This window comes from Paenibacillus sp. IHB B 3415, from assembly GCF_000802655.2.
GTDB lineage: Bacteria > Bacillota > Bacilli > Paenibacillales > Paenibacillaceae > Paenibacillus_AQ > Paenibacillus_AQ phytohabitans.
This window is the reverse complement of the sequence record NZ_JUEI01000095.1, coordinates 1-21,217: the sequence shown is the minus strand read 5'-3', so window position 1 is coordinate 21,217 and position 21,217 is coordinate 1. Positions and strand designations below refer to the sequence as shown.

At 50.5% G+C, this 21,217-nt stretch carries 17 protein-coding genes; 13 read left to right on the top strand and 4 right to left on the bottom strand.

The window, feature by feature from the left end:
- Positions 1-62: 62 nt before the first annotated feature.
- From trxB to QW71_RS30800, 3 genes are all read left to right on the top strand, one after another.
- Entirely contained in the window at positions 63-1,004 is a 942-nt protein-coding gene (gene trxB, locus QW71_RS30810) for a thioredoxin-disulfide reductase (protein ID WP_039308607.1), read from the top strand.
- A gap of 82 nt (positions 1,005-1,086) precedes the next feature.
- Positions 1,087-1,320 (top strand): glutaredoxin family protein, encoded by a 234-nt coding sequence (locus QW71_RS30805; RefSeq protein ID WP_039308604.1) that lies wholly within the window; start codon positions 1,087-1,089, stop codon positions 1,318-1,320.
- Positions 1,321-1,410: 90 nt separating this feature from the next.
- The gene (locus QW71_RS30800) at positions 1,411-1,860 is read left to right on the top strand and encodes a GNAT family N-acetyltransferase (RefSeq protein ID WP_047014070.1); all 450 of its coding nucleotides are present in this window, start codon (positions 1,411-1,413) and stop codon (positions 1,858-1,860) included.
- A 100-nt stretch (positions 1,861-1,960) separates the two neighbouring features.
- Here QW71_RS30800 and QW71_RS30795 read toward each other — a convergent pair whose 3' ends face one another.
- The gene (locus QW71_RS30795; RefSeq protein WP_039308602.1) at positions 1,961-2,161 is read right to left on the bottom strand and encodes a hypothetical protein; all 201 of its coding nucleotides are present in this window, start codon (positions 2,159-2,161) and stop codon (positions 1,961-1,963) included.
- 233 nt (positions 2,162-2,394) lie between these two features.
- Positions 2,395-3,555 carry an ROK family transcriptional regulator gene (locus QW71_RS30790; protein WP_039308600.1) on the bottom strand — a complete coding sequence of 387 codons (1,161 nt, stop codon included), beginning with the start codon at positions 3,553-3,555 and terminating at the stop codon, positions 2,395-2,397.
- A 456-nt stretch (positions 3,556-4,011) separates the two neighbouring features.
- On the opposite strand from QW71_RS30790, the gene xylA reads away from it, so the two are divergent.
- From xylA to QW71_RS30745, 9 genes are all read left to right on the top strand, one after another.
- A complete protein-coding gene (gene xylA, locus QW71_RS30785; RefSeq protein ID WP_039308598.1) occupies positions 4,012-5,331 on the top strand; it encodes a xylose isomerase in 1,320 nt (439 codons plus the stop codon).
- Between the two features lie 442 nt (positions 5,332-5,773).
- Positions 5,774-7,270 (top strand): xylulokinase, encoded by a 1,497-nt coding sequence (gene xylB / locus QW71_RS30780; RefSeq protein ID WP_039308596.1) that lies wholly within the window; start codon positions 5,774-5,776, stop codon positions 7,268-7,270.
- A gap of 381 nt (positions 7,271-7,651) precedes the next feature.
- Positions 7,652-9,208, top strand: a complete 1,557-nt coding sequence (locus QW71_RS30775) for a response regulator transcription factor (RefSeq protein WP_039308593.1) — start codon at positions 7,652-7,654, stop codon at positions 9,206-9,208.
- Positions 9,209-9,383: 175 nt separating this feature from the next.
- Positions 9,384-11,174, top strand: coding sequence for a sensor histidine kinase (locus QW71_RS30770; protein WP_039308590.1), 1,791 nt, complete (start codon positions 9,384-9,386; stop codon positions 11,172-11,174).
- 113 nt (positions 11,175-11,287) lie between these two features.
- The gene (locus tag QW71_RS30765) at positions 11,288-12,274 is read left to right on the top strand and encodes a sugar ABC transporter permease (RefSeq protein ID WP_083442804.1); all 987 of its coding nucleotides are present in this window, start codon (positions 11,288-11,290) and stop codon (positions 12,272-12,274) included.
- A gap of 14 nt (positions 12,275-12,288) precedes the next feature.
- The gene (locus QW71_RS30760) at positions 12,289-13,188 is read left to right on the top strand and encodes a carbohydrate ABC transporter permease (RefSeq protein ID WP_039308588.1); all 900 of its coding nucleotides are present in this window, start codon (positions 12,289-12,291) and stop codon (positions 13,186-13,188) included.
- Positions 13,189-13,377: 189 nt separating this feature from the next.
- Complete coding sequence (locus QW71_RS30755) at positions 13,378-15,123, top strand: ABC transporter substrate-binding protein (protein WP_039308584.1); 1,746 nt, start codon at positions 13,378-13,380, stop codon at positions 15,121-15,123.
- 97 nt (positions 15,124-15,220) lie between these two features.
- On the top strand, positions 15,221-17,599 hold the full coding sequence (locus QW71_RS30750) for a glycoside hydrolase N-terminal domain-containing protein (protein ID WP_039308581.1): 2,379 nt from the start codon (positions 15,221-15,223) through the stop codon (positions 17,597-17,599).
- 695 nt (positions 17,600-18,294) lie between these two features.
- Entirely contained in the window at positions 18,295-19,434 is a 1,140-nt protein-coding gene (locus QW71_RS30745) for a transglutaminase domain-containing protein (protein ID WP_039308578.1), read from the top strand.
- 27 nt (positions 19,435-19,461) lie between these two features.
- Here QW71_RS30745 and QW71_RS30740 read toward each other — a convergent pair whose 3' ends face one another.
- Together QW71_RS30740 and QW71_RS30735 are read right to left on the bottom strand one after the other, a co-directional pair.
- Complete coding sequence (locus tag QW71_RS30740; protein ID WP_039308575.1) at positions 19,462-19,779, bottom strand: DUF3889 domain-containing protein; 318 nt, start codon at positions 19,777-19,779, stop codon at positions 19,462-19,464.
- A 156-nt stretch (positions 19,780-19,935) separates the two neighbouring features.
- Positions 19,936-20,304: a MerR family transcriptional regulator gene (locus QW71_RS30735; RefSeq protein ID WP_039308572.1), complete on the bottom strand. Its 369-nt coding sequence runs from the start codon at positions 20,302-20,304 to the stop codon at positions 19,936-19,938.
- A 99-nt stretch (positions 20,305-20,403) separates the two neighbouring features.
- On the opposite strand from QW71_RS30735, the gene QW71_RS30730 reads away from it, so the two are divergent.
- Positions 20,404-21,054, top strand: coding sequence for a nitroreductase family protein (locus QW71_RS30730; RefSeq protein ID WP_039308371.1), 651 nt, complete (start codon positions 20,404-20,406; stop codon positions 21,052-21,054).
- The last annotated feature ends 163 nt before the right edge of the window (positions 21,055-21,217 follow it).

Here is a 21,217-nt window from a genome sequence, read left to right as displayed (position 1 = left end):
CATTATAATAATTTTAATTAAGAAATGGCGTCTTTGCCGTCCATCTCAAGGAGGATATAATCATGTACAAATCAATTATTGTAGGTACTGGACCGGCCGGATTGACGGCTGCCATATACTTGGCCAGGGCGAACCTGAGCCCGCTCGTTATTGAAGGTCCGCAGCCAGGCGGACAGCTTACGACTACAACAGAGATCGAGAACTTCCCAGGATTCCCGGAAGGCATCTTGGGTCCGGATCTGATGGACAATATGCGCAAGCAGGCTGAACGTTTCGGAGCACAGTTCGTTACCGGCTGGGTGAACAGTGTAGAGCTGGGCGAACGTCCGTTCAAGCTGAATGTTGAAGGCATGGGCACACTGGTTACAGATACATTGATTATTTCCACCGGCGCTACAGCGAAATATCTCGGGATTCCCGGGGAGCAGGATAATATCGGACGCGGTGTCAGCACTTGCGCAACCTGTGACGGATTCTTCTTCCGCGGCAAAGAAATCGTGGTTGTCGGCGGCGGCGATTCGGCGCTGGAGGAAGCGGGCTTCCTGACAAGATTCGCGTCAAAGGTAACCCTGGTGCACCGCCGCGAAGAGCTGCGTGCCTCCAAGATTATGCAGGACCGTGTACGTGACAATGCCAAAGTTACCTGGGGCCTTAACCGTACACCAGTTGAAGTTATTGCCGGCGACAAAGGTGTAACCGGCCTGAAGGTGATTAACAATGAGACCGGTGAAGAAGAATTCATTGAAGCCAGCGGTGTATTCGTAGCTGTCGGCCATCATCCCAATACTTCTTTCCTGGGCGGACAAATCACTACGGATGCTAACGGCTACATTGTGTCGAATCCCGGAACCTCCGAGACGAATATTCCCGGCGTGTTTGCTTGCGGTGACGTGCAGGATACCCGTTACAGACAAGCGATTACGGCTGCAGGCAGCGGCTGTATGGCGGCGATGGATGCCGAGAAATATATCGAGAGCCTGGAGCACAGCGCGGTTATTCTGTAAGATTCCATTTGGAATAGAAGGCACTCCGGTGCTACAATAGATCACAGATTCTTATACTTACAAATTAGGAGGAGATCATACTATGGAGAATGTAATTGTGTACACTTCAACCAATTGTCCGCATTGCCGTCAGGTGAAGAGCTTCCTGAACGATAAAGGTGTAGCCTACGAAGAGCGCAACATCGAGCAGAACGATGATTATGCACAGCAGGTATGGGATATGGGAATGAGAGCTGTTCCTATTACGGTTATCGGTGAGTTCAAAATCGTCGGCATGAACAAAACCAAGTTCGACAAGGCTTTGGCTACGATTTAAGGAATAGCTGGCCGGACTTAAGGAGAATACAGTAGCCGCTTCCCTCCGGAGGCGGTTTTTCGTTGTCCTGAATGAGAGGAGAAGGGTGAATTGTTAATCAGCTTAAAGAATTACTGGGACAGCGATGCGGTGAAGAGCCTGCTCGCAGAATGTATGTGGGCGGATGATCAGAGAGTTAACGAAGAGTTGAAGAGATACCTTGCTGCGGAGGGCTGTGAGCTGTTTGGCTGCTTCATTAACGGGGAACTGGCCGGAATCACAGGAATCAGCTGCGCTGCTGCACATGAGGTGGAGATCAGACATCTGGCTGTCCAGAAGGGGTGGCGCGGACGAACACTTGGCAGCAACATGATCGCAGAAATTGCCGGTTGGGAGCAGGTAGAGCTGCTGAGGGCAGAAACGGATCAGGATGCGGTAGGCTTTTATAGCAAGGCAGGGTTTGAGATTCACAGTCTGGGAGAAAAATATCCGGGGGTTGAGCGGTTTGAGTGTGTACTGCGCACCAGGGGAACAACGGATATATCAAAAAGCAGTCATTGAATCCAGGCTGCTTTTTGTATTTCCTGCTAGAACAGATACATGAAGGGTATACAAGATACCGCTGTCTTGCAAGCGTGGACCCCTTTTGGAGGCCGCTAGGCTAAGTATGAGTAAACGACATGACAATTTGAAAAACAGCATATACGGCAATGCCGCTGCTAATAAGCATGAATCCGGATTTCTTCCTCGATTGGAACAGGCGCAGGACGCCAAGGCTGATGAGTGGGGCGATAATAAGCAGCAGCAGCAGCACGGTGATGAACATCTTCGCCGAAATATCTGACGTATCAACATAGGTCATGGACGCTCTCTCCATTCAGAAAAAGGGGTATGGTGATAAATGTCACACGTATATCCTTATTATATAGGATTGCTATTCCTTTTAGTGCAGGAAATGCTGCTGCAAATGCGGCAATTTTACGAAAATATAAGAGCTTATATGTTCTACGCTAAAATCATCCTTCTATTTCTCTCTAAAACGGGTGCCCCCCCCAAAAAAAAAGGGCCGCCCCCCGTTTCTACTTGTCAACTTGTCTATAGGGTTACCCGGATGTTGCCGAGAAAGTGCATGACCGCAGAAAAGCCTGCGCCAATCATCGTTCCGCGGCTTCCCAGCCTGGAAAAAGTGATCTCAAGCTGCTGCTTGTGGTAAGGAAGCGTACGCTCGGCTACTACCCGGCGCAGCGGCTCGCCCAGCCACGGTTCAGCTTCAGACAAAGCTCCCCCAATGACAATCAGCTCCGGATTGAAGCTGTTGATCAGATTAGTGACCCCGATGCCCAGATATTCCCCGATGGAGCCAAAATGGCGCAGGGTATCCGGCTGCCCCTCCAGCGCATACGCCACCAGTTCGGTCGTGGTGCGGGCAGGCAGGGAAAGGCCGGGATTATCGTACGTTTTCTCCGAAGCATAGAGCTCCCAGCAGCCCCGGCTGCCGCAGCTGCAGGGCTTGCCTTCCGCCTCAATCGTCATATGCCCGGTCTCCCCGGCGTATCCGCGTGCGCCCTTATACAATTCTCCGCCGATGATGATTCCGGACCCGATCCCCGAGCCAGCACTGATATACAGCAGATGGCGCACATCTCGCGCCGCCCCGAAGTTCAGCTCCCCTTGTGCCCCGGCATTGGCTTCATTGTCAATGGTGACCGGAACTGCGAAGGCGCTTTCCAGAATCGACCGCAGATCGACCATTTCCCAGCCAAGGTTGGGGGCAAACAGGACGACTCCGTGTTCATCCACCATTCCCGGCACGCCGACTCCGATGCCGACAATGCCATAGGGCGAAGGAGGCGCCTCGGCAATCAGCTCCGAGATCATCTGCTGCATCTGCCCCAGTACATAAGGGAAGTCGTGGGCCTCCAGCGCACAATCCCGTTCATGAAGAATACCGCCTCCCAGATTGCAGAGCACGGCCTTAAGCTGTTTAACGCGCAGCTCGATCCCGATAACGCTTCCGGCCATTTCGTTGAAATGCAGCATAAGCGGCTTGCGTCCCCCGCTGGATTCTCCGGGACCGGCTTCGGTAACCAGCTCCTGCCCGCAGAGCTCGGCGACTAGATTGGAGACCGTAGCCTTGTTAAGACCTGTCATTTCGGACACTTTGGCCCGGGATACGGGGGACTGCATACGGATCGTATGTAAAATAATCGATTTGTTGATTTTTTTGACCAGCGCCTGATCACCGGTAACTTTCAAGAAGCACACTTCCTTTTTTGAAATATAAGACTATCCGGCCTGCTGAGCACGGCACATAATAATGAGGAAGGCACTCAATCAGGGCGGTGCTTATAGGTTTCGGTTTTCCCGCATACGTAATGCAATAAGCCTTGAAGCAGCGTTTACGCGGAGAAGGTATGCCATTTAGTCTAGAATGAAGAGCGGCAAAAAGCAACTAGATTAACGTCCGGGTGAGGCGGGGAAATTACAATTATACGCATAGGCTGCACTGCCGGAGGGTACTTTATGTTCAGCATCATCAGGTGAAAATAAAGGGAGAAGAGAGAGGCTGCTCTGCCCGGCACAGAATAAAAAACAGGCCAAATAAAAGTTCTCAAAAACTTTGTTTAACCAATATACAAAGTCCTGAAGATGTGATAAGATGTTGCTGTAAACGCTTGCGGGCGAAGCAAAATATCGAGGAGGATTTTACAAATGGCTTATTTTGAAACAGTGAGCAAGATCTCTTACGAGGGAAGCCGTTCCACTAACCCTTACGCATTCAAATTCTACAACCCTAAAGAAATCGTTGCCGGCAAAACTATGGAAGAGCACCTGAAATTTGCAATGGCATATTGGCATACATTAACAGCTGGCGGTTCCGATCCGTTCGGCGCTGAAACTGCAGTCCGCGCTTGGGATAAGCTCAGCACGCTAGACAAGGCGAAAGCCCGTGCAGAAGCAGCATTCGAATTCATGGAGAAGATGGATCTGCAGTACTACTGCTTCCATGATGTGGACATCGCTCCTGAAGGCGCGTCCCTGCGTGAATTCTACAGCAACATCGATACAATCGTAGATATCCTTGAACAAGGCATGAAGGCTTCCGGCAAAAAATTGCTGTGGAACACAGCTAATATGTTCACCAACCCGCGCTACATGCACGGTGCAGGCTCTACCTGCAACGCTGATGTGTTCGCACACGCTGCTGCACAAGTGAAGAAAGGTCTGGAAGTGGGTAAACGTCTGGGCGCTGACAACTATGTATTCTGGGGCGGCCGTGAAGGTTACGAAACGCTGCTGAACACCAATATGAGTCTTGAGCAGGACAACATTGCCCGCCTGTTCAGCATGGCTGTTGATTATGCTAAGGAAATCGGCTTCGACGGCCAGTTCCTGATCGAGCCTAAACCGAAAGAGCCTACCAAACACCAATATGACTTCGATGCAGCAACCTGTATCGCATTCCTGCAGAAGTACAACCTGGATAAGCACTTCAAGCTGAACCTTGAAGCTAACCATGCCACACTGGCCGGCCATACGTTCGAGCATGAGCTGCACGTAGCCCGTATCAACGGCATGCTGGGATCGCTTGATGCGAACCAGGGCGATCCATTGCTCGGCTGGGATACCGATGAATTCCCTGCAAGCATCTACGATTCTACTCTGACTCTGTACGAAGTACTGAAGAACGATGGTCTGGGCAAAGGCGGAATCAACTTTGACTCCAAAGTACGCCGTCCGTCCTTCGAGCCTGAGGATCTGTTCCTGGCACACATCTCCGGTATGGACGTATATGCCAAGGGTCTGAAGGTAGCTGCTAAGCTGCTGGAAGACGGCGTATTCGAGAACTTCATTGCTGAGCGTTACAGCAGCTTCAATGAAGGTATCGGTGCGGACATCGTATCCGGCAAAGCGACACTCGCTTCGCTTGCTGACTATGCACTGAACAACGAAAACCCGCGTCCGAACAAGTCCGGACGCCAGGAACTGCTGAGAGCTACACTTAACCAGTACATCCTGACAGTAGAGTAAGACTGCACCGGATTTGCGGCAGCTGCCGCAGATTCATCAGAGGATAAACGCAACGGGGGTTGCTGAAGAGAGCATTCTTCGGCAGCCCCTTTTTATTGGTGGAGAATAGATGTGCACGGCGGAGAATGGCTATATGAATGTATTTTGTGCAATAGCTCACGATTATCGGCCGATTTTGGGGAAATCTATTGCAGGAATGGCAGCCGCCGCACCTTCGGTGGAAAGTACTTTTTCAAACGGCTTACGTATCAGCTATGCACAGGCTTCAGTAATAGGGTTAATGCTTCATATAATTAAGCAGATGCTTACGAAGCGAGTTTTGCTTGAAGTGAATTCAGGAAGCAGAAGCTCGCAAAACTTAAGATTATGCTTACGAGGCGAGTTATATTGCGGAGATGTTCCAATAGAAGTAATGCTTCATATAACTTTTAGGAGGATAACTATGAAATATGTAATCGGTGTCGATCTCGGAACCAGCGCAGTGAAGACTGTATTGGTAGATCCCCAGGGCAAAGTTGCGTTCGAGCACTCTGAGGCTTATCCGCTCAGCAGACCCCAGCCGAACTGGAGTGAGCAGAATCCGGAGGATTGGGTTAAAGGAACGATCGTCAGCCTGAAGCGGCTGATGGAGGTATCCGGTGTAGATTCTTCGCAAGTGGATGGAATCAGCTTCTCCGGTCAAATGCATGGACTGGTGCTGGTTGACGGCGAAGGTAAGGCTCTGCGTCCGGCGATCCTGTGGAACGATACACGCACAACAGCCCAGTGCCGCAAGATTGAGAAGACGCTTGGCGGCAAGCTGATCGAAATTGCCAGAAACCGCGCGCTGGAAGGCTTCACGCTTCCGAAGATTCTATGGGTTCAAGAGAACGAGCCGGAGGTAATGTCGCAGGCTGAGCTGTTCCTGCTGCCGAAGGATTATGTGCGTTACCGCCTGACCGGTGACTATGCTATGGATTATTCAGACGCAGCCGGAACCCTGCTGCTCGACGTAGGCTCCAAGGAGTGGAGCCCGGAGATTGCCGAAGCCTTCGGTCTGCCGCTCTCTATCTGCCCTAGACTTGTGGAATCCTTCGAGCAGACCGGAACCCTGCTTCCGGAGATTGCCGAAGCTTCCGGATTGCTGCCTTCCACCAAGGTGTTCGCCGGTGGTGCAGACAATGCCTGCGGCGCACTGGGTGCCGGAATTCTGGGTGAAGGCCGGACGATGTGCAGCATCGGTACTTCCGGAGTCGTGTTGTCTTATGAGAGCAACAAGGATCTTAACCTTGAAGGCAAAGTCCATTTCTTCAACCATAGTGAGAAGGATGCCTTCTATATCATGGGCGTTACACTGGCGGCGGGCCACAGTCTGACCTGGTTCAAGGAGACTTTTGCCGCTGAGAAGAGCTTCGACGAATTGCTCCAGGGCGTAAATGATATCCCGGCCGGAAGCAGCGGCCTCTTGTTCACACCGTATATCAGCGGAGAACGTACACCGCATCCGGATGCGAACATCCGCGGCAGCTTCATCGGCATGGATTCCGGCCATACACTGTCCCACTTTACACGCGCTGTGCTGGAAGGCATCACCTTCTCGCTGCGTGAATCGATTGAGATTGTACGTGAATCCGGCAAAGAGATCACCGAGGTGGTGGCGATCGGCGGCGGCGCCAAGAATGAAGCCTGGCTGCAGATGCAGGCCGATATCTTCGGCGCTTCGATCATCAAGCTGGAGAGCGAGCAAGGTCCGGCTATGGGCGCGGCGATGCTGGCTGCTTACGGTGTCGGCTGGTTTGAATCGCTGGGAGCGTGCGCGGAAGCCTTCATCCGTCCGGCTGAAACCTACACTCCTAATGCAGAGCAGGCTGCAATCTACGACGGTATCTTCGCCTTGTACCAGGATGTTTACGGCCAGACCCGCGAACTGAATGAGAAGCTGGCTTTGTATCGTAAATAAAATTGTGTAAACTATAATCAATCACATAAAGAGTTAAATAACCACCTGTATAATTTTGAGTATTAAAAGACAATAAGAAGATGAGAGTGACGGAGTGGATTGAAACTGTAGGAGCGGTAGCGTCCGCCTGAAAGCTTTCCGCAGGAAAGCTCGCTCCGGAAGCATCATCAGTCTGCGGATTTCAACCGCGAACAGCGGTACAAATCAAGAAATCTGCAGACGGGCAGCGGCCGGAAGTTCAAAATCCACGCAGTTACGGCCGCAGTCTCCATTGGAATTATCTCTAGTTCAATCAATACAGTCGTATATCCAGCACTTAATGTCTGCCATTCCTCACAGGGTGGCAGCTGTTTTCTTTTTAAATGAGGGGGTGAACCCATATTGATCAAGGTACTGATTGTAGATGATGAGCCCAAGCTAAGAGAAGGGATGCGGACGCTGATTCCCTGGGAAGAAGAGGGCTATACTGTAGTGGCAACAGCGGCGAACGGATACGAAGCACTGGACAAGTTCCAGGCGCTCGCACCCGGCCTTGTGATTGCAGATATCCGCATGCCCGGGATGGACGGTCTGGAACTGATCTCTGAGCTCCGCAAAGAGAGCCCTAACTGCCATGTGCTGATTCTTAGCGGCTATGCTGACTTTGAATATGCCAAACGGGCGATTGCCTACCATATCGACGGTTACTTGCTTAAGCCGGTTGATGAGGAGGAATTGATCACCTATCTGCAGGAGCTGCGTGAGAAGATAAGCCTGGAAGAACGGATGATCGAATGGCAGTCCGGGGAGCCGGCGAAGACCGCCGAAGTGCTGCTGCGCGAGCTGCTGCAGCCGAAGGAAGGCGGAGAGGCTTCCGCAGAGGCTGCGGCTCAGCTGGGTCTTGAAGGATGCAGCTGCGAAGTGATATTGCTGGAATTGAAAGGGCTTAACAAAGGGGAAGACAGCCGTGAGGAACAGGTGAAGAGCCTGATGGAGCGGCATTGGCTGGAAGAGGAAGAGCGCGGCTTATTCTTTACGCTTCCCCCGTATATGGGGATTCTTTTGAAGGAACCGCTTGCAAATGACAGTGCCCGGGAGTCGCTATGGCAGGAGCTGCATTATATTACAGCGAAGGAAGGACTGGAGTTTCAGGCGGCAGCAGGCGGTGCAGCCGGCAGCCCGGAAGAGGCGTTCCTGTCGTTCGCCACAGCACGTGCCCGGCTGGACGATGCTTTTTTCGGGCAGAAGGACACGCTGCTCAGCGGGAAGCCGGATAACTGGAATGAACCCGTGAAGAGGACCGGAGAATTCGAGGAGGAGCCGGACCCGGAGCGGGATGTGGAGGTACAGCTGCTGCTTGCTGTTGAAGCCGGAAGCGGTGAGGTGGCCCGCGGGCTTATAGGGCAAATTGTCCGCCAGCTGGTTCATGCCCGGCGCGAAGAAACTTATATCAAGGATAACCTGATGCGGATTGTCAGCAGTACCATTGCCCGCCTGGAGGCAGCAAATCCGGACATCCGTGCACTGATTGCCGGTCAAGCCTCGCCTATGGGTGAAATGTACAGCAGTGCTAACCTGCATGATGTGGAGCAGCTGGTATCAGCTTTTATGGAGCAAATTTCCGGGCTGATCGGCAGCGGCGGGCGCGGAGATGAAATCAAGCGGATCACAGACCTGATCCAGCGCCGCTATAATGAGAATTTGAAGCTGGGCTCGCTTTCCGAAATTTTCAACTATAATAGCGCGTATTTGGGCAAAATGTTCAAGAATCAGGTGGGAGAACACTTCAACACGTATCTGGATAAAGTCAGAATTGAGAAAGCCAAGCAGTTCCTGACCCAAGGCATGAAGGTCTATGAGGTTGCAGAGCGGGTCGGGTATATGAACTCCGATTATTTTAATGCCAAGTTCCGCAAATATGTCGGAGTATCCCCGTCGGCCTACCGCAAAGAGAATTAATATCCCGGCTGCCGGGCAGGCCCGCGAGCAGCATGGGCGGTTAGAACTGTGAACTTGCCGAACGTTCAGCGTGAGGCTTATGATATACAGGCTGTTCCCTATCTGCAGAGGATAAGAGGAGCAGCCTGTTTTCCATTGAACGGAAGGGGGAAGTGTTATTAAGAAGCTGGTGCGAATGATCAATAATATGAAGCTGAAATATAAGCTGATTTTTTTCTACATTATTGTCGTCATGATACCTGTGCTGATTGTTGGTATTATTCTTACAAACTATTTTCGTGAGGGAGCCTTGAACAGAGCGATTGATCAGGCCACCAACAACGTGGAGAAGATCAAAAGCCAATTGTCCAGCAAGCTGCGTGTTCCGACGGATATTTCTAATCTGCTCTATTTTGACGAGGAGCTTGAGCAGCTGGTCACTACGCATTACCCGGATCCATTGGCGCTTACAAAGGCTTATTTGAATTACACGGATATCCGTGTGTATGTTCTGCGGTACCGGGAAATTTCTAATATCCGCTTTTTCATTGATAATCCGAGCCTGGTTGATGATATGTCGATTGCGCCATTGACTCCGGAGCTGGAGTCGAGAGCCTGGTACAAGAAGGCCATGCAGTCCGGAGAGATTTACTGGATGTATATTCCCGACAAGGAGAAATATTTCAACAGCCCCAAAGGGACGATCAACAAGCTCAGCCTGATCCGTCAGGTGTACTACCGGGAATCCGGCAAATCCGGAATACTGATGGTGCAGGTTTCTCAGGATGAACTGAATCAGATGCTCTACCAGGAGCCGTTCGATACGTTAATCATCGATGAGCAGGGTTATATTGTGTCGGCCAATGATCCGCAGCTTGTAGGCAGCACAGTGGATGATTTTGACATTGGTGTTGATGTGCAATTGCAATCCAAGGGTGTGCTCAAAACCAGGGTGAAGGACAAGGATTCTTACGTCATTATTGATGAAATGTCTCCTGAGCTGAGCAGCAGCAAGCTGAAGATTATCTCTATATTTGAAACGAAAAGCATTCTGAGCGATGCCAATAATGTCAGTAAGCTGGGCCTCCTGATCGTTATTGGTGTGCTGCTGGTTGCCCTTGTGTTTGTATACACCATCTCCCTGCTGACTACCAACCGTCTGCTGCGCCTGAGCCGCCAGCTGAATCAGGTAGCCCTTGGCAATCTGAATATCGTCTCCCGGATTGACGGGACGGATGAGATCGGCCAGCTGTCGCGGCAATTCAATTACATGGTGGCAAGTATTAACCGGCTGATCACCCAGGTTATTGAGAGCAATGAGAAGAACAGTGCACTGGAGATCGCCCAGCGGGAGATCAAATTAAAGATGATGGCGAGCCAGATCCATCCGCATTTCCTGTTCAACGCACTGGAATCGATCCGCATGAATGCGCATCTTAAGGGCGAGAAGGAGATTGCGAACATCGTCAGACTGCTTGGTAAGCTTATGCGCAAGAACCTCGAAGTAGGCCGCGAACGGGCGCCGATCAAGGAAGAAGTAGAGATGATCCGCTCTTATCTGGAGATCCAGAAATTCCGGTATGAGGACAGGCTGGAGTATGAGATTAAATTTGACCCTAGAGCAGCTGAAATCATGATCCCGCCGCTCATTATCCAGCCGCTTGTAGAGAATTCCGTAGTCCACGGGCTGGAGAATAAGCAAGGTACCGTTCATGTCAATGTCAGTATAACGCTGGATGAGAACCAGGAGGTTCAGGTGCTTGTGACAGATGACGGCATCGGCATGAAGGAGGAAAGACTGTCCGAGATCGTGGATGTGATTAGCAAAGTGGAGGAAGAGGAACGGGGACGGATCGGCCTGCGCAATGTGCATCAGAGACTGACTCTATATTACGGAGAGGAGCATGGTCTGAGAATTACAAGCCGATCAGGTGAAGGCACCGAGATAGCGTTTTCTATTCCCGTTGAAAGCGAGTTCAAGTCTTAAGCAGCGCGGCCTGGGAGAATCTCTAATTTAGACAGGATTTTACGTGAAATCTGTTGGGTATTCTCTCCCGGGGTGCTGCGGTAAGATAAGACTATAAAAACGAAGGGGGAATAATGATCGTGAAAGCGCTCACTGAAAACGGTGTTACAGCAAATGAAAGCGTAACCCCCCGCCCACCTGCGAAACGGAATAGTGGATTTTGGAAAAGCGTACTGCAGCAAAAGTACTTATATCTGATGTCTCTTCCATTCGTGATCTGGGTATTTATTTTCAGCTATGTGCCCATATGGGGATGGTTGATGGCATTCCAAAATTATAAGCCGGCTAAGTCATTCGGCGAACAGAAGTGGGTCGGACTGGATAACTTCAAGGAGTTGTTCCAAGACGAACGTTTCTATCTCGTATTAAGAAATACCCTGTCAATGAGCGTTCTCGGACTGATCTTTGGCTTCGTGGTTCCAATTACGTTTGCAGTCATGCTCAATGAGCTGCGGGGGAGTATTTTCAAGAGAACGGTTCAAACGGTATCTTATCTGCCTCACTTTGTCTCCTGGGTCGTTGTAGGCGGGATTGTCTACAAGACACTCGCAATCGACGGAGGAATCGTGAACGATTTGCTGATGTGGCTTCATATCACTGATGAGCCGATCCAGTTCATGGCCCAAGGTAAATATTTCTGGGGAATTTTAACTGCATCCGATATATGGAAAGAAACAGGCTGGGGTGCAATCATCTATTTGGCAGCGATTACAGGGATTGATAAAGAGCTGTACGAAGCGGCAAAAGTGGATGGTGCGGGAAGAATTAAGCAAGTGTTCAATATTACTTTGCCGGGTATCCGTTCAACCGTTATGGTGCTGCTCATTATGAATATCGGTCATCTGGTCGGTATCGGCTTCGAGAAGCAGTTCCAGCTGCAGAACAACCTGGTCACCGATTATTCGGAAGTGCTGGATTTGTATGCGCTTAAGTATGGTATTCAGATCATGCGGTTCTCTTATGGTACTGCAATAAGCATGTTCACCTCAGTAGTCAGTGTAATCCTGCTGTTCACGGCTAACGGTCTGATGAAGAAATTCACTAAAGAAAGCATTATGTAAGGAGGGGAACATAAATGGGTGGCAAAGCATTTCAAATGACAAAAGGTGAGCGTGCATTCGACATCTTTCTGTACACTGCACTTACATTAATTATGATTGTGACGTTGTATCCCTTCCTGAACGTACTGGCGATTTCTTTCAATGAATCTACAGATACCGTTCGGGGCGGCATCTATATCTTCCCGAGAGCCTGGACGCTTGAGAATTACCAGCGGATCTTCAGCTATACCGGCCTGATTCAGGGCTTCAAGATATCTATTCTGCGTACCCTTTCAGGTACACTTCTGGGTCTGATCAGTGCTTCCATGCTGGCCTTTACGCTCAGCCGTCCGGAATTCAGAGCGAGAAAATTCATCTCGACTTTCCTGGCCCTGACGATGTACTTCTCCGGCGGTATGGTGCCTATGTACATCCTGATGAAAGATTTGAATCTGATCGGAACGTTCTGGATTTACGTCCTTCCGGGTATGGTTTCCGCATTTAACGTCTTCATTATCCGTTCCTTTATGGACGGGCTGCCATTTGCTCTTCAGGAATCCGCCAAGCTGGACGGGGCGAATGACTTTATGATTTTCTATAAGATCATCCTGCCGCTCTGTAAACCGGTACTGGCAACCATCGCGCTGTTCCTGGCCGTTGGCCAATGGAATGAATGGTTCACAACGTATCTGTATAACGGTAACAAGCCGCATTTGACTACATTGCAGTATGAGCTGATGAAGGTATTGTCGTCTACCAATCAGGGCAGCGGCATGGTGAATGCGAACGATATGGCGCGGCAGATGGCGCAGATTTCACCTGAATCGATCAAGATGGCGATTACGATTGTCGTAACTGTACCTATTCTGGTTGTATATCCGTTCCTGCAAAAGTACTTCGTAGGCGGTATGACGCTGGGTGCAGTTAAAGCGTAAGCCTGGCAATAGATTGAAATGGAACAGCTGCCTGGTTCAGTGCAGGATCAGGCGGCTATCCAATCTCAGGGTTATTGTTAAATAGTGGAATTTATATTTATAGTAGTTTTGCAAGCGTTCACAATGGTATATTCAGGTCTATCCTGATATGCATAGATGAAACATACTAATTTACAAGGGGGATATACAATGAATCGCAAGAGTACCAAAACAATCTTTACACTCATGCTTATGAGCTCTATGCTGATCGCCGGTTGTGGAGGCAATAACAATAATGCGGCCAACAACACGACATCTAACAACACAGGAAACACACCTGCAGCGACTAATGCAGCAGCAGATGATACCGCATTAGATACCTCTCCGTTCAAGATCTCTTTCTTCGGCGGTGACGCCAGTCCGAACTGGAACAAAATGCAGGATGAAGTCGGTAAAGCCATTACTGAAAAAACAGGTGTTACTATTGATGCTGAGTTTGATGTAGGCAGCGGCGGCGGCGACCAAAAAATCCCGATGATGGCTGCCAGCGGCGACGTGCCTGATCTGATCTTCGCCAAAGGAAATCTGAGCACCCTGGTGGATGCCGGCCTGATTATTGATTTGACGGAACTGATTGATAAATATGCTCCGAACCTCAAGAAGGTCTACGGCGAAAACATGGGCCGTCTGAAATACAGCCTGGATGACCAAGCGATCTATCAGATTCCTACGAATATGGGTGTAGGCCAACAAGCCTTCGACGCTACAGGCGGATTTGAAATTCAACACCGCGTATTGAAGGAGCTAGGCTATCCTGAAGTGAAAACACTGGCAGATTATGAGAAAGTGCTGAAGGATTATGTGGCTCTGCATCCGGAAACCGACGGCCAGCCTACCATTCCGCTGACGCTGAACGCTGATGACTGGAAAATCATGATCACAGTTACAAACCCGGCTTTCACTACAACAGGTGCACCGGATGATGGCGAGTACTATGTAGATCCTGAAACATATGAAGCACAGCTGCACTACAAACGTCCGGCAGAAAAAGAATATTTCCGCTGGTTGAACGGAATGTACGCTCAAGGTCTGCTTGATAAGGATACCTTCGTACAAAAAGACGATCAATACAAAGCTAAAGTCGCCAGCGGCCGTGTACTCGGTCTGATCTCCCAGGAGTGGGAATACTCCGATGGTGAGAATGCTCTGAAGGCAGCCGGTAAAGATGAGTATACTTACGGTCACTTCCCTGTAACCCTGTCTGATGAGTATAAAGATCATTCCTTCATGCAGACAGGTATCGACGGCTATGGTCTTGCGATCACTACCGCAGCTAAAGACCCTGTCCGGATCATCAAATGGCTGGACTGGATGTCTTCCGATGAAGGTCAGATTCTGAGAACCTGGGGTATTGAAGGCACGCACTACACTGTAAATGCAGATGGTAAACGCGAAGTTCTTCCTGAAATCAGCGATGGTCTAGCTAACGATACCGCAAACACCCAGAAGAAAACCGGGATTGGCCAGTACCTTATCTTCGGTGCACGTTATGGTGATGGTGTGAAGGATTCCACTGGCAACTACTACACTACAAGCTTCCCGGAACAGATCGTAGCTTCTTACTCCGATGCTGAGAAGGAATCACTTGCAGGTTACAAGGCTACTACATGGAAAGATCTGTTCCCTAAAGAAGATGAATTCCCGATCAAAGAAACAGGCGCCCTGTACAACCTGCCGGTTCCTACTGACGGTCAATATCAGGTAATCTACAAGAAGACACAGGATATCATCCGCAAACGTATTCCTGAAGCCATCCTGTCGAAACCGGCAGACTTCGATAAAGTGTATGACGCCTTCCTGGCAGAGCTGGACAAAGCCGGCGCTCAGGATATGGAAAAAGAATTCACAGAGCTCGTGAAAAAGAGAGTAACTCTGTGGACAGGTAAAACGTTCTAATCAATAATGGGATGTAGGTCATTCCATACAGCGAAGGCCCGACTTAGGTCAGGGCCTTTTGCCGTACTCAGATATTATTACGGAGGGCGAGAATAGGATGGATAACAACAGGCATCACCCGTGGAAATTAAAGTACGGCCAGCCGGCGGCAGTATGGGAAGAGGCGCTGCCGCTCGGAAATGGAAACTTGGGCGCCATGGTGTTTGGCGGTACCGCCAAAGAACAGATTCAATGGAATGAAGATACCCTGTGGTCCGGTTTTCCGCGGGACACGAACAACTATGAAGCCCTGCGGTATCTGAAGAAGGTACGGGAGCTGGTATCCTCCGGCAAATATGGTGAAGCCGAGGATGTGGTCAACGCGCATATGCTTGGGGTAAATGCACAGGCGTATATGCCGCTGGGTGACCTGTATCTTACGCAGGCTGACGCAGAGAACTGCACGGCGTATGAACGGGAGCTTGATCTGGACAGCGGGATTGCGAGGGTTACTTATCAGAATGGGCAGGGGACATTTACCCGTGAAGTATTCATCAGTGCTCCGGACAAGGTGGGTGTCGTTCACCTCACTAGTGAGGTGCCGGGCGGACTTCATCTAGAGCTTGCTCTCAGCAGCCAGCTGAAGCATACGGTCAGTTCCGAAAGTGAGCAACAACTGGTGCTCCATGGCCGCTGTCCGTCGCATATTGCAGACAACTATCATCAGGATCATCCGGCGGCGGTTCGCTATGAGGACGGCCTTGGTATTGCTTTTGAGCTGCACCTGCAGGCGCAGGTAACTGGAGGAAGCATCCATCATTCGGATGGCAAGCTTGTCATATCCGGAGCTGATCGAGTACTTCTGTTGCTTGCGGCCGGCACAGATTATGAAGAGGTGCGTTCCAGAGCAAGCCATAAGAAAGCCGTGGCGGCTCAGGATTCCGCAGTTATTGTCAGCCCTGCGGAGTTGTGTGCAAGCAGATTAACCGCTGCTGCCGGCAAGTCCTATGAGGAGCTGCGGAGACGGCATACAGCAGATCATCAGGCGGTATTCCGCCGCATGGATCTGGATCTGGGTGGTCATGAAGCGGACAACCTGCCGACCGATGAACGTCTGGCTGCCTATAAGAACGGCCAGGAGGACCCGGCGCTGGAGGCGCTGCTGTTCCAATATGGCCGCTATCTGCTGATGGGCAGCTCGCGTGCCGGAACACAGGCCGCCAATCTGCAGGGCATCTGGAATAATCATGTACAGCCGCCATGGAACAGCAATTATACGACCAATATTAATACGCAGATGAATTACTGGCTGGCAGAAGTCTGTAATCTCAGTGAATTTCATGAGCCGCTGATTGACCTCATTAAGGAGCTCAGTGAGACCGGGGCCAGAACGGCTGCAATTCATTACGGGGCACGCGGCTGGGTAGCGCATCACAATGTCGATTTGTGGAAAGCCTCTAACCCTTCCGGCGGAGATGCCAGCTGGGCGTTCTGGCCGATGGGCGGCGTCTGGTTATCCCGCCACCTGTGGGAGCACTACGAATTCACACCGGATGCCGCCTATCTGGAAGAAACAGCTTATCCGTTAATGAAGGGAGCAGCGCTCTTCTGCCTGGACTGGCTGGTGGAGGGTCCGGACGGCCAGCTGGTGACTAACCCGTCTACTTCACCGGAGAACCGGTTTGTAACAGAAGACGGCAGACCCTGCAGCATATCAATGGGATCAGCCATGGACATGAGCCTGATCAATGAATTAATGCAGCACTGCCTGCAGGCTGCACGGATTCTCGGCGTGGATCCGGAGTTCCAGGCTGAATTGGAGAAGACGCTCTCCCGCCTGTCACCGCTGAAGATCGCTGAGGACGGGCGGCTGCAGGAATGGATCTATGACTTCACCGAATCCGAGCCGGGACACCGTCATGTCTCGCACTTGTACAGCCTCTATCCGGGTAACCGTATCAACAAACGGGACACACCGGAGCTGCTGGAGGCAAGCCGTTTATCGCTTCAGAAGCGGATCGCTTCCGGCGGAGGACATACCGGCTGGAGCTGCGCCTGGCTGATTAACCTGTATGCCCGGCTGGAGGACGGCGAGTCGGCTTATGGCTTTGTCCGTACGCTGTTAACCCGTTCGGTCTACCCGAATCTGTTCGACGCGCATCCGCCGTTTCAGATTGACGGTAATTTCGGCGCTGCTGCGGGGATTGCGGAAATGCTGCTGCAGAGTCATCTGGGTGAGCTTACGCTGCTTCCGGCGCTGCCCGGAGCCTGGAAGAACGGCCGGATTAGCGGCCTGAAGGCACGCGGCGGCTATGTGGTTGACATGGACTGGCAGGATGGAATGCTGGTATCCGCCCGGATCACAGCGAAGTATGATGGGATGCTGCGTCTCAGCTATGCGCAGGAGTTGAAGCTGCAGCTTCCTGACGGCAGCGCGCAGGTGGTAGAACCTGCGATTGAGGTTAAGGCAGGCGTGACTTATCTTGTGACGATCTAGGCTGTAAGCAGTGAACGTGAACGCTTAGTAGAAACAACAGAAAAGTGCAGCCGAAGCCGCTGCTTCCCGGAGATAGGCCTGGAAGCAGCGGCTATTTGTTGATTTGGGGGATTATAATATTCGTCTGTTTTGGATAAGTTTTATTGGAATCCCCCGAAGTGGGCTGTGCTGATTTCCTGAACACTCTGACGGCGCCCGCCGCTGGTACCCGCCACGCCTCTACCTGTCACACCGCTACATGTCTGGAAATAGACGGCGGCCCGGATCGTAGCGGACTCAGATGACCTTATTTTGCGAATAATGCATACTTTTTCTCCGTTGCGGACTCAGATGCAGTTATTTTGTCCTTATGGGTCCGAAACGGGGTCAAATCAGTTATTTAACGGCTCCTCAGTCCGCATGACAGGAGAAAGTATGCCAGATTAAGAAATAAGCGCCGTGTGGTCCGCAGCGGTTAGGGGGCAAAACGTCTGACAACAATCGGCGCGGGAAATTATTGTTTTCATGATATGATTTATGGAGTGGGTACTTATGCGCCGGGTGTGCCGGGCCGATAATAAGGAATATAACAGGTATCACAGGTTCAGTTTCAAAGGTTTCGAGGGTTGGAGTTGTATACAGGGGATTTCCGGCATTTACTATAGAGTAAACGGCTAATCATCCATTATATAGATTGCAGGAGGCACTTGAAGGCTATGGGGAAGAGACGTATATCGCTGATGAAGACCGTAATTTGCGGCATGCTGGTTTTTGCTGCTATCCCGCCCGCAACATACTGGGGGTATGAGCATGCCTATGCTGCTGCTGATTCTGTGGTGCTGCGTTCTGTCAATGAGATGACACAGAAGCTGACCGGGGCGATGAGCAACCGCAGAGAGACAATTACCTTCACTTATCAGGGCAAGACAAATAAGCTGAAGAGCCAGGTGCAGACGGCAATCGATCAGGCGATGGGGAGCGATCCGTATCTCTATTATATTATTGACAGCTATGCGTTTTCTTACCGGGGAAGCACACGCACTGCCAATGTGACGGTTCAGGTGGAGTACCGGGAGACGCTGCAGCAGACAGCATATGTTAACAAGCAGGTGAAGACTGTTCTGCAGGAATTAATTACACCGGGGATGAGCAGCCATCAGAAAGTCAAAGTCATCCACGACTGGGTGGTGCTGCATTTGCAATACGATAATTCATACCGTAAATATACGGCGTATGAGGGACTTCAGACGGGCAGTGCGGTATGTCAGGGCTATTCCCTGCTGACCTATAAGCTGCTGCTGGGAGCGGGTATCCCGAATAGAATTGTGGAGGGTACTGCGAGGCCCGAGGGGGGCGTTGCCCAGTCGCATGCCTGGAATCTCGTGCAGCTGGACGGACTCTGGTATCATCTCGACACGACCTGGGATGATCCGGAGCCTAGTCCGGAGGGTGGAATCAGTACCGTGTATTACATGAGAACGGATGCCCAGATGCGCCGTGACCACAGCTGGACCAAGACGTATCCGGCTGCTTCAACCGGTTATGCCCAGACACTGTCACAGTTGGTCAGCCGGGGCGGACAGGGGACAGACGGATACAAGAAGCTGCAGGAGGTTCTGGATTACAGGCTGTATGAGGAGGATCAAGTGATCGCTTCGGCGGCAGACTTGAAGAAGCTTGCGCAGCAGGCGGCGGATTCAGGCCAACTCTCACTGCTGTTCCGTTACCGGGGCAGTGAGAAGCTGCTGAGGCAGGACCTGCAGGTCCTCTATGAGATAGGGCTGAATAATCTGGCATTCAACAGTTCACCTTTTGACAATACAGGGGATCTTAAGGTGTATGTGACTTGGAAATAAGAGTATTGAAAGGGATACAGTATAGCTTTATCGCCATTGATCCGTCTCCGAGAAAAGAATGGTTTGCAGCTGATCGTCCGACGGGTCAAAGCGGACCATAACGAATATGCCAAATTCCCGGCCGGCTTTGCTCCGGATCCACAGCTTGAATTTCTCCTCCGCAAGCGTTGGCTTTATTTGAGTACGGCCTACATGCTTATAATCGATAACCTCGGCATTGTATTTCTGCTGCGCAGCTTTCACAGCTACGACACCCCATTTAGCATACTCAGGAGCGGCTGAACTCACCGGGCTGTTAAGGGTGAAGATAAGCGCCAGCAGAGCGGTGATCCAAATTTTTTTCATGGCAGTCTCCTTAGATTGTAGATTGTGAATATGTATTAGCTTGCCCCCAAAATAAAAAATTACATCAGAACTGCAAACAAACAGGGATGTCTGCCGCGCCGATAGGCTGCGGGACATCCCTATTTGTTGTAATTCCGGATAATAAGCCGGAAGCGCTCAAGAATACTTTCCGAACCCGTCCTCGCACGTTATATCCAGCTCAAGAAGGTCATAAAGAGATTGCTTGGAATCCTCCAGATTCTTTTGCGCAGCTTCAATATCTGCTATTTTATCTTTGATAATACGTGTTTGTTCTTCTTTGGATATTCCATTTTTAGAGATCATGGATTTTATATCATTAATTGAAAAACCGACAGCCAGACAATTCTTGACAACATCCAGATGATGAATGATCTCTACTTCATAATTCCGGTAATTGTTCTCTTCCCTGAGGATATATTCATCTGTGATAATTCCCATTTTCTCATAGTACCGGATGGTTGATATAGGCAGGTCAACAATTTTTGCGACTTCACTAATCTTCATGTTAAATCACCCCGTTTTTCCCTCTTGCTATAAAGTATACTTCATAGTTTAGAATTCTTGTAGTGATGATAAACCTATAAATAAAGGAGAGAAATCAACATGAGTACAATTACCGGGAAATACCATACAACCAACGATTTCAATGAGATCGTTCTGGAGCGCCGTTCCGTGAAGGCCTATGATCCTGAAGTGAAAATCAGCCGGGAGGAAATGACCGAGATTCTGGCGGAAGCCTCCCGTGCACCGTCTGCCATTAACATGCAGCCATGGCGTTTCCTTGTTATTGACAGCGCGGAAGGCAAAGAAAAACTTGCACCGCTGGCCTCCTTCAACCAGATGCAAGCTCTGACTTCCTCGGCAGTTATTGCGGTATTTTACGATGCAAAGAATGTTGAATATATAGACGAGATTTTCGGCAAATCGGTGGAACTTGGTTACATGCCGAGCGACGTCAAAGATATACAGCTGCAGCAGGTGAAGCCTTATTATGCGGGGATATCTGCATCCGAGCTGCGTGATGTGAATCTGATTGACTCGGCGCTTATTTCGATGCAGCTGATGCTTGTTGCCCGGGCCCATGGATATGACACCAACCCGATGGCCGGTTATGAGAAGGACAAGATCGCGGAAGCTTTTGGCCTGGACAAAGACCGGTTCCAGCCGGTCATGCTGATCTCGATAGGGAAAGCAGCCAAAGAAGGCTACCCTTCCTACCGCCTGCCAGTTGAGACAATCACAACCTGGGCATAATCAACAGCTCCAAGGGGACGTTCTTCAGTACAAAAGCATACTTAACTTAATCTCCTGACGCAAAAAAAGACCGATTCAGGCCACGATAATGTGGTCGAAACCGGTCTTTGTACTGAATCCGCCGAAAGTGGGCGGTAGGGTGAAACTAAAGGGATAAATCCCT

Bases quoted from the DNA above. Each gene is read 5' to 3' on its own strand.
- trxB (WP_039308607.1), top strand. From the start codon at position 63: ATGTACAAATCAATTATTGTAGGTACTGGACCGGCCGGATTGACGGCT.
- QW71_RS30805 (WP_039308604.1), top strand. From the start codon at position 1,087: ATGGAGAATGTAATTGTGTACACTTCAACCAATTGTCCGCATTGCCGT.
- QW71_RS30795 (WP_039308602.1), bottom strand. From the start codon at position 2,161: ATGACCTATGTTGATACGTCAGATATTTCGGCGAAGATGTTCATCACC.
- xylA (WP_039308598.1), top strand. From the start codon at position 4,012: ATGGCTTATTTTGAAACAGTGAGCAAGATCTCTTACGAGGGAAGCCGT.
- xylB (WP_039308596.1), top strand. From the start codon at position 5,774: ATGAAATATGTAATCGGTGTCGATCTCGGAACCAGCGCAGTGAAGACT.
- QW71_RS30770 (WP_039308590.1), top strand. From the start codon at position 9,384: ATGATCAATAATATGAAGCTGAAATATAAGCTGATTTTTTTCTACATT.
- QW71_RS30765 (WP_083442804.1), top strand. From the start codon at position 11,288: ATGATCGTGAAAGCGCTCACTGAAAACGGTGTTACAGCAAATGAAAGC.
- QW71_RS30760 (WP_039308588.1), top strand. From the start codon at position 12,289: ATGGGTGGCAAAGCATTTCAAATGACAAAAGGTGAGCGTGCATTCGAC.
- QW71_RS30755 (WP_039308584.1), top strand. From the start codon at position 13,378: ATGAATCGCAAGAGTACCAAAACAATCTTTACACTCATGCTTATGAGC.
- QW71_RS30750 (WP_039308581.1), top strand. From the start codon at position 15,221: ATGGATAACAACAGGCATCACCCGTGGAAATTAAAGTACGGCCAGCCG.
- QW71_RS30745 (WP_039308578.1), top strand. From the start codon at position 18,295: ATGGGGAAGAGACGTATATCGCTGATGAAGACCGTAATTTGCGGCATG.
- QW71_RS30740 (WP_039308575.1), bottom strand. From the start codon at position 19,779: ATGAAAAAAATTTGGATCACCGCTCTGCTGGCGCTTATCTTCACCCTT.
- QW71_RS30735 (WP_039308572.1), bottom strand. From the start codon at position 20,304: ATGAAGATTAGTGAAGTCGCAAAAATTGTTGACCTGCCTATATCAACC.
- QW71_RS30730 (WP_039308371.1), top strand. From the start codon at position 20,404: ATGAGTACAATTACCGGGAAATACCATACAACCAACGATTTCAATGAG.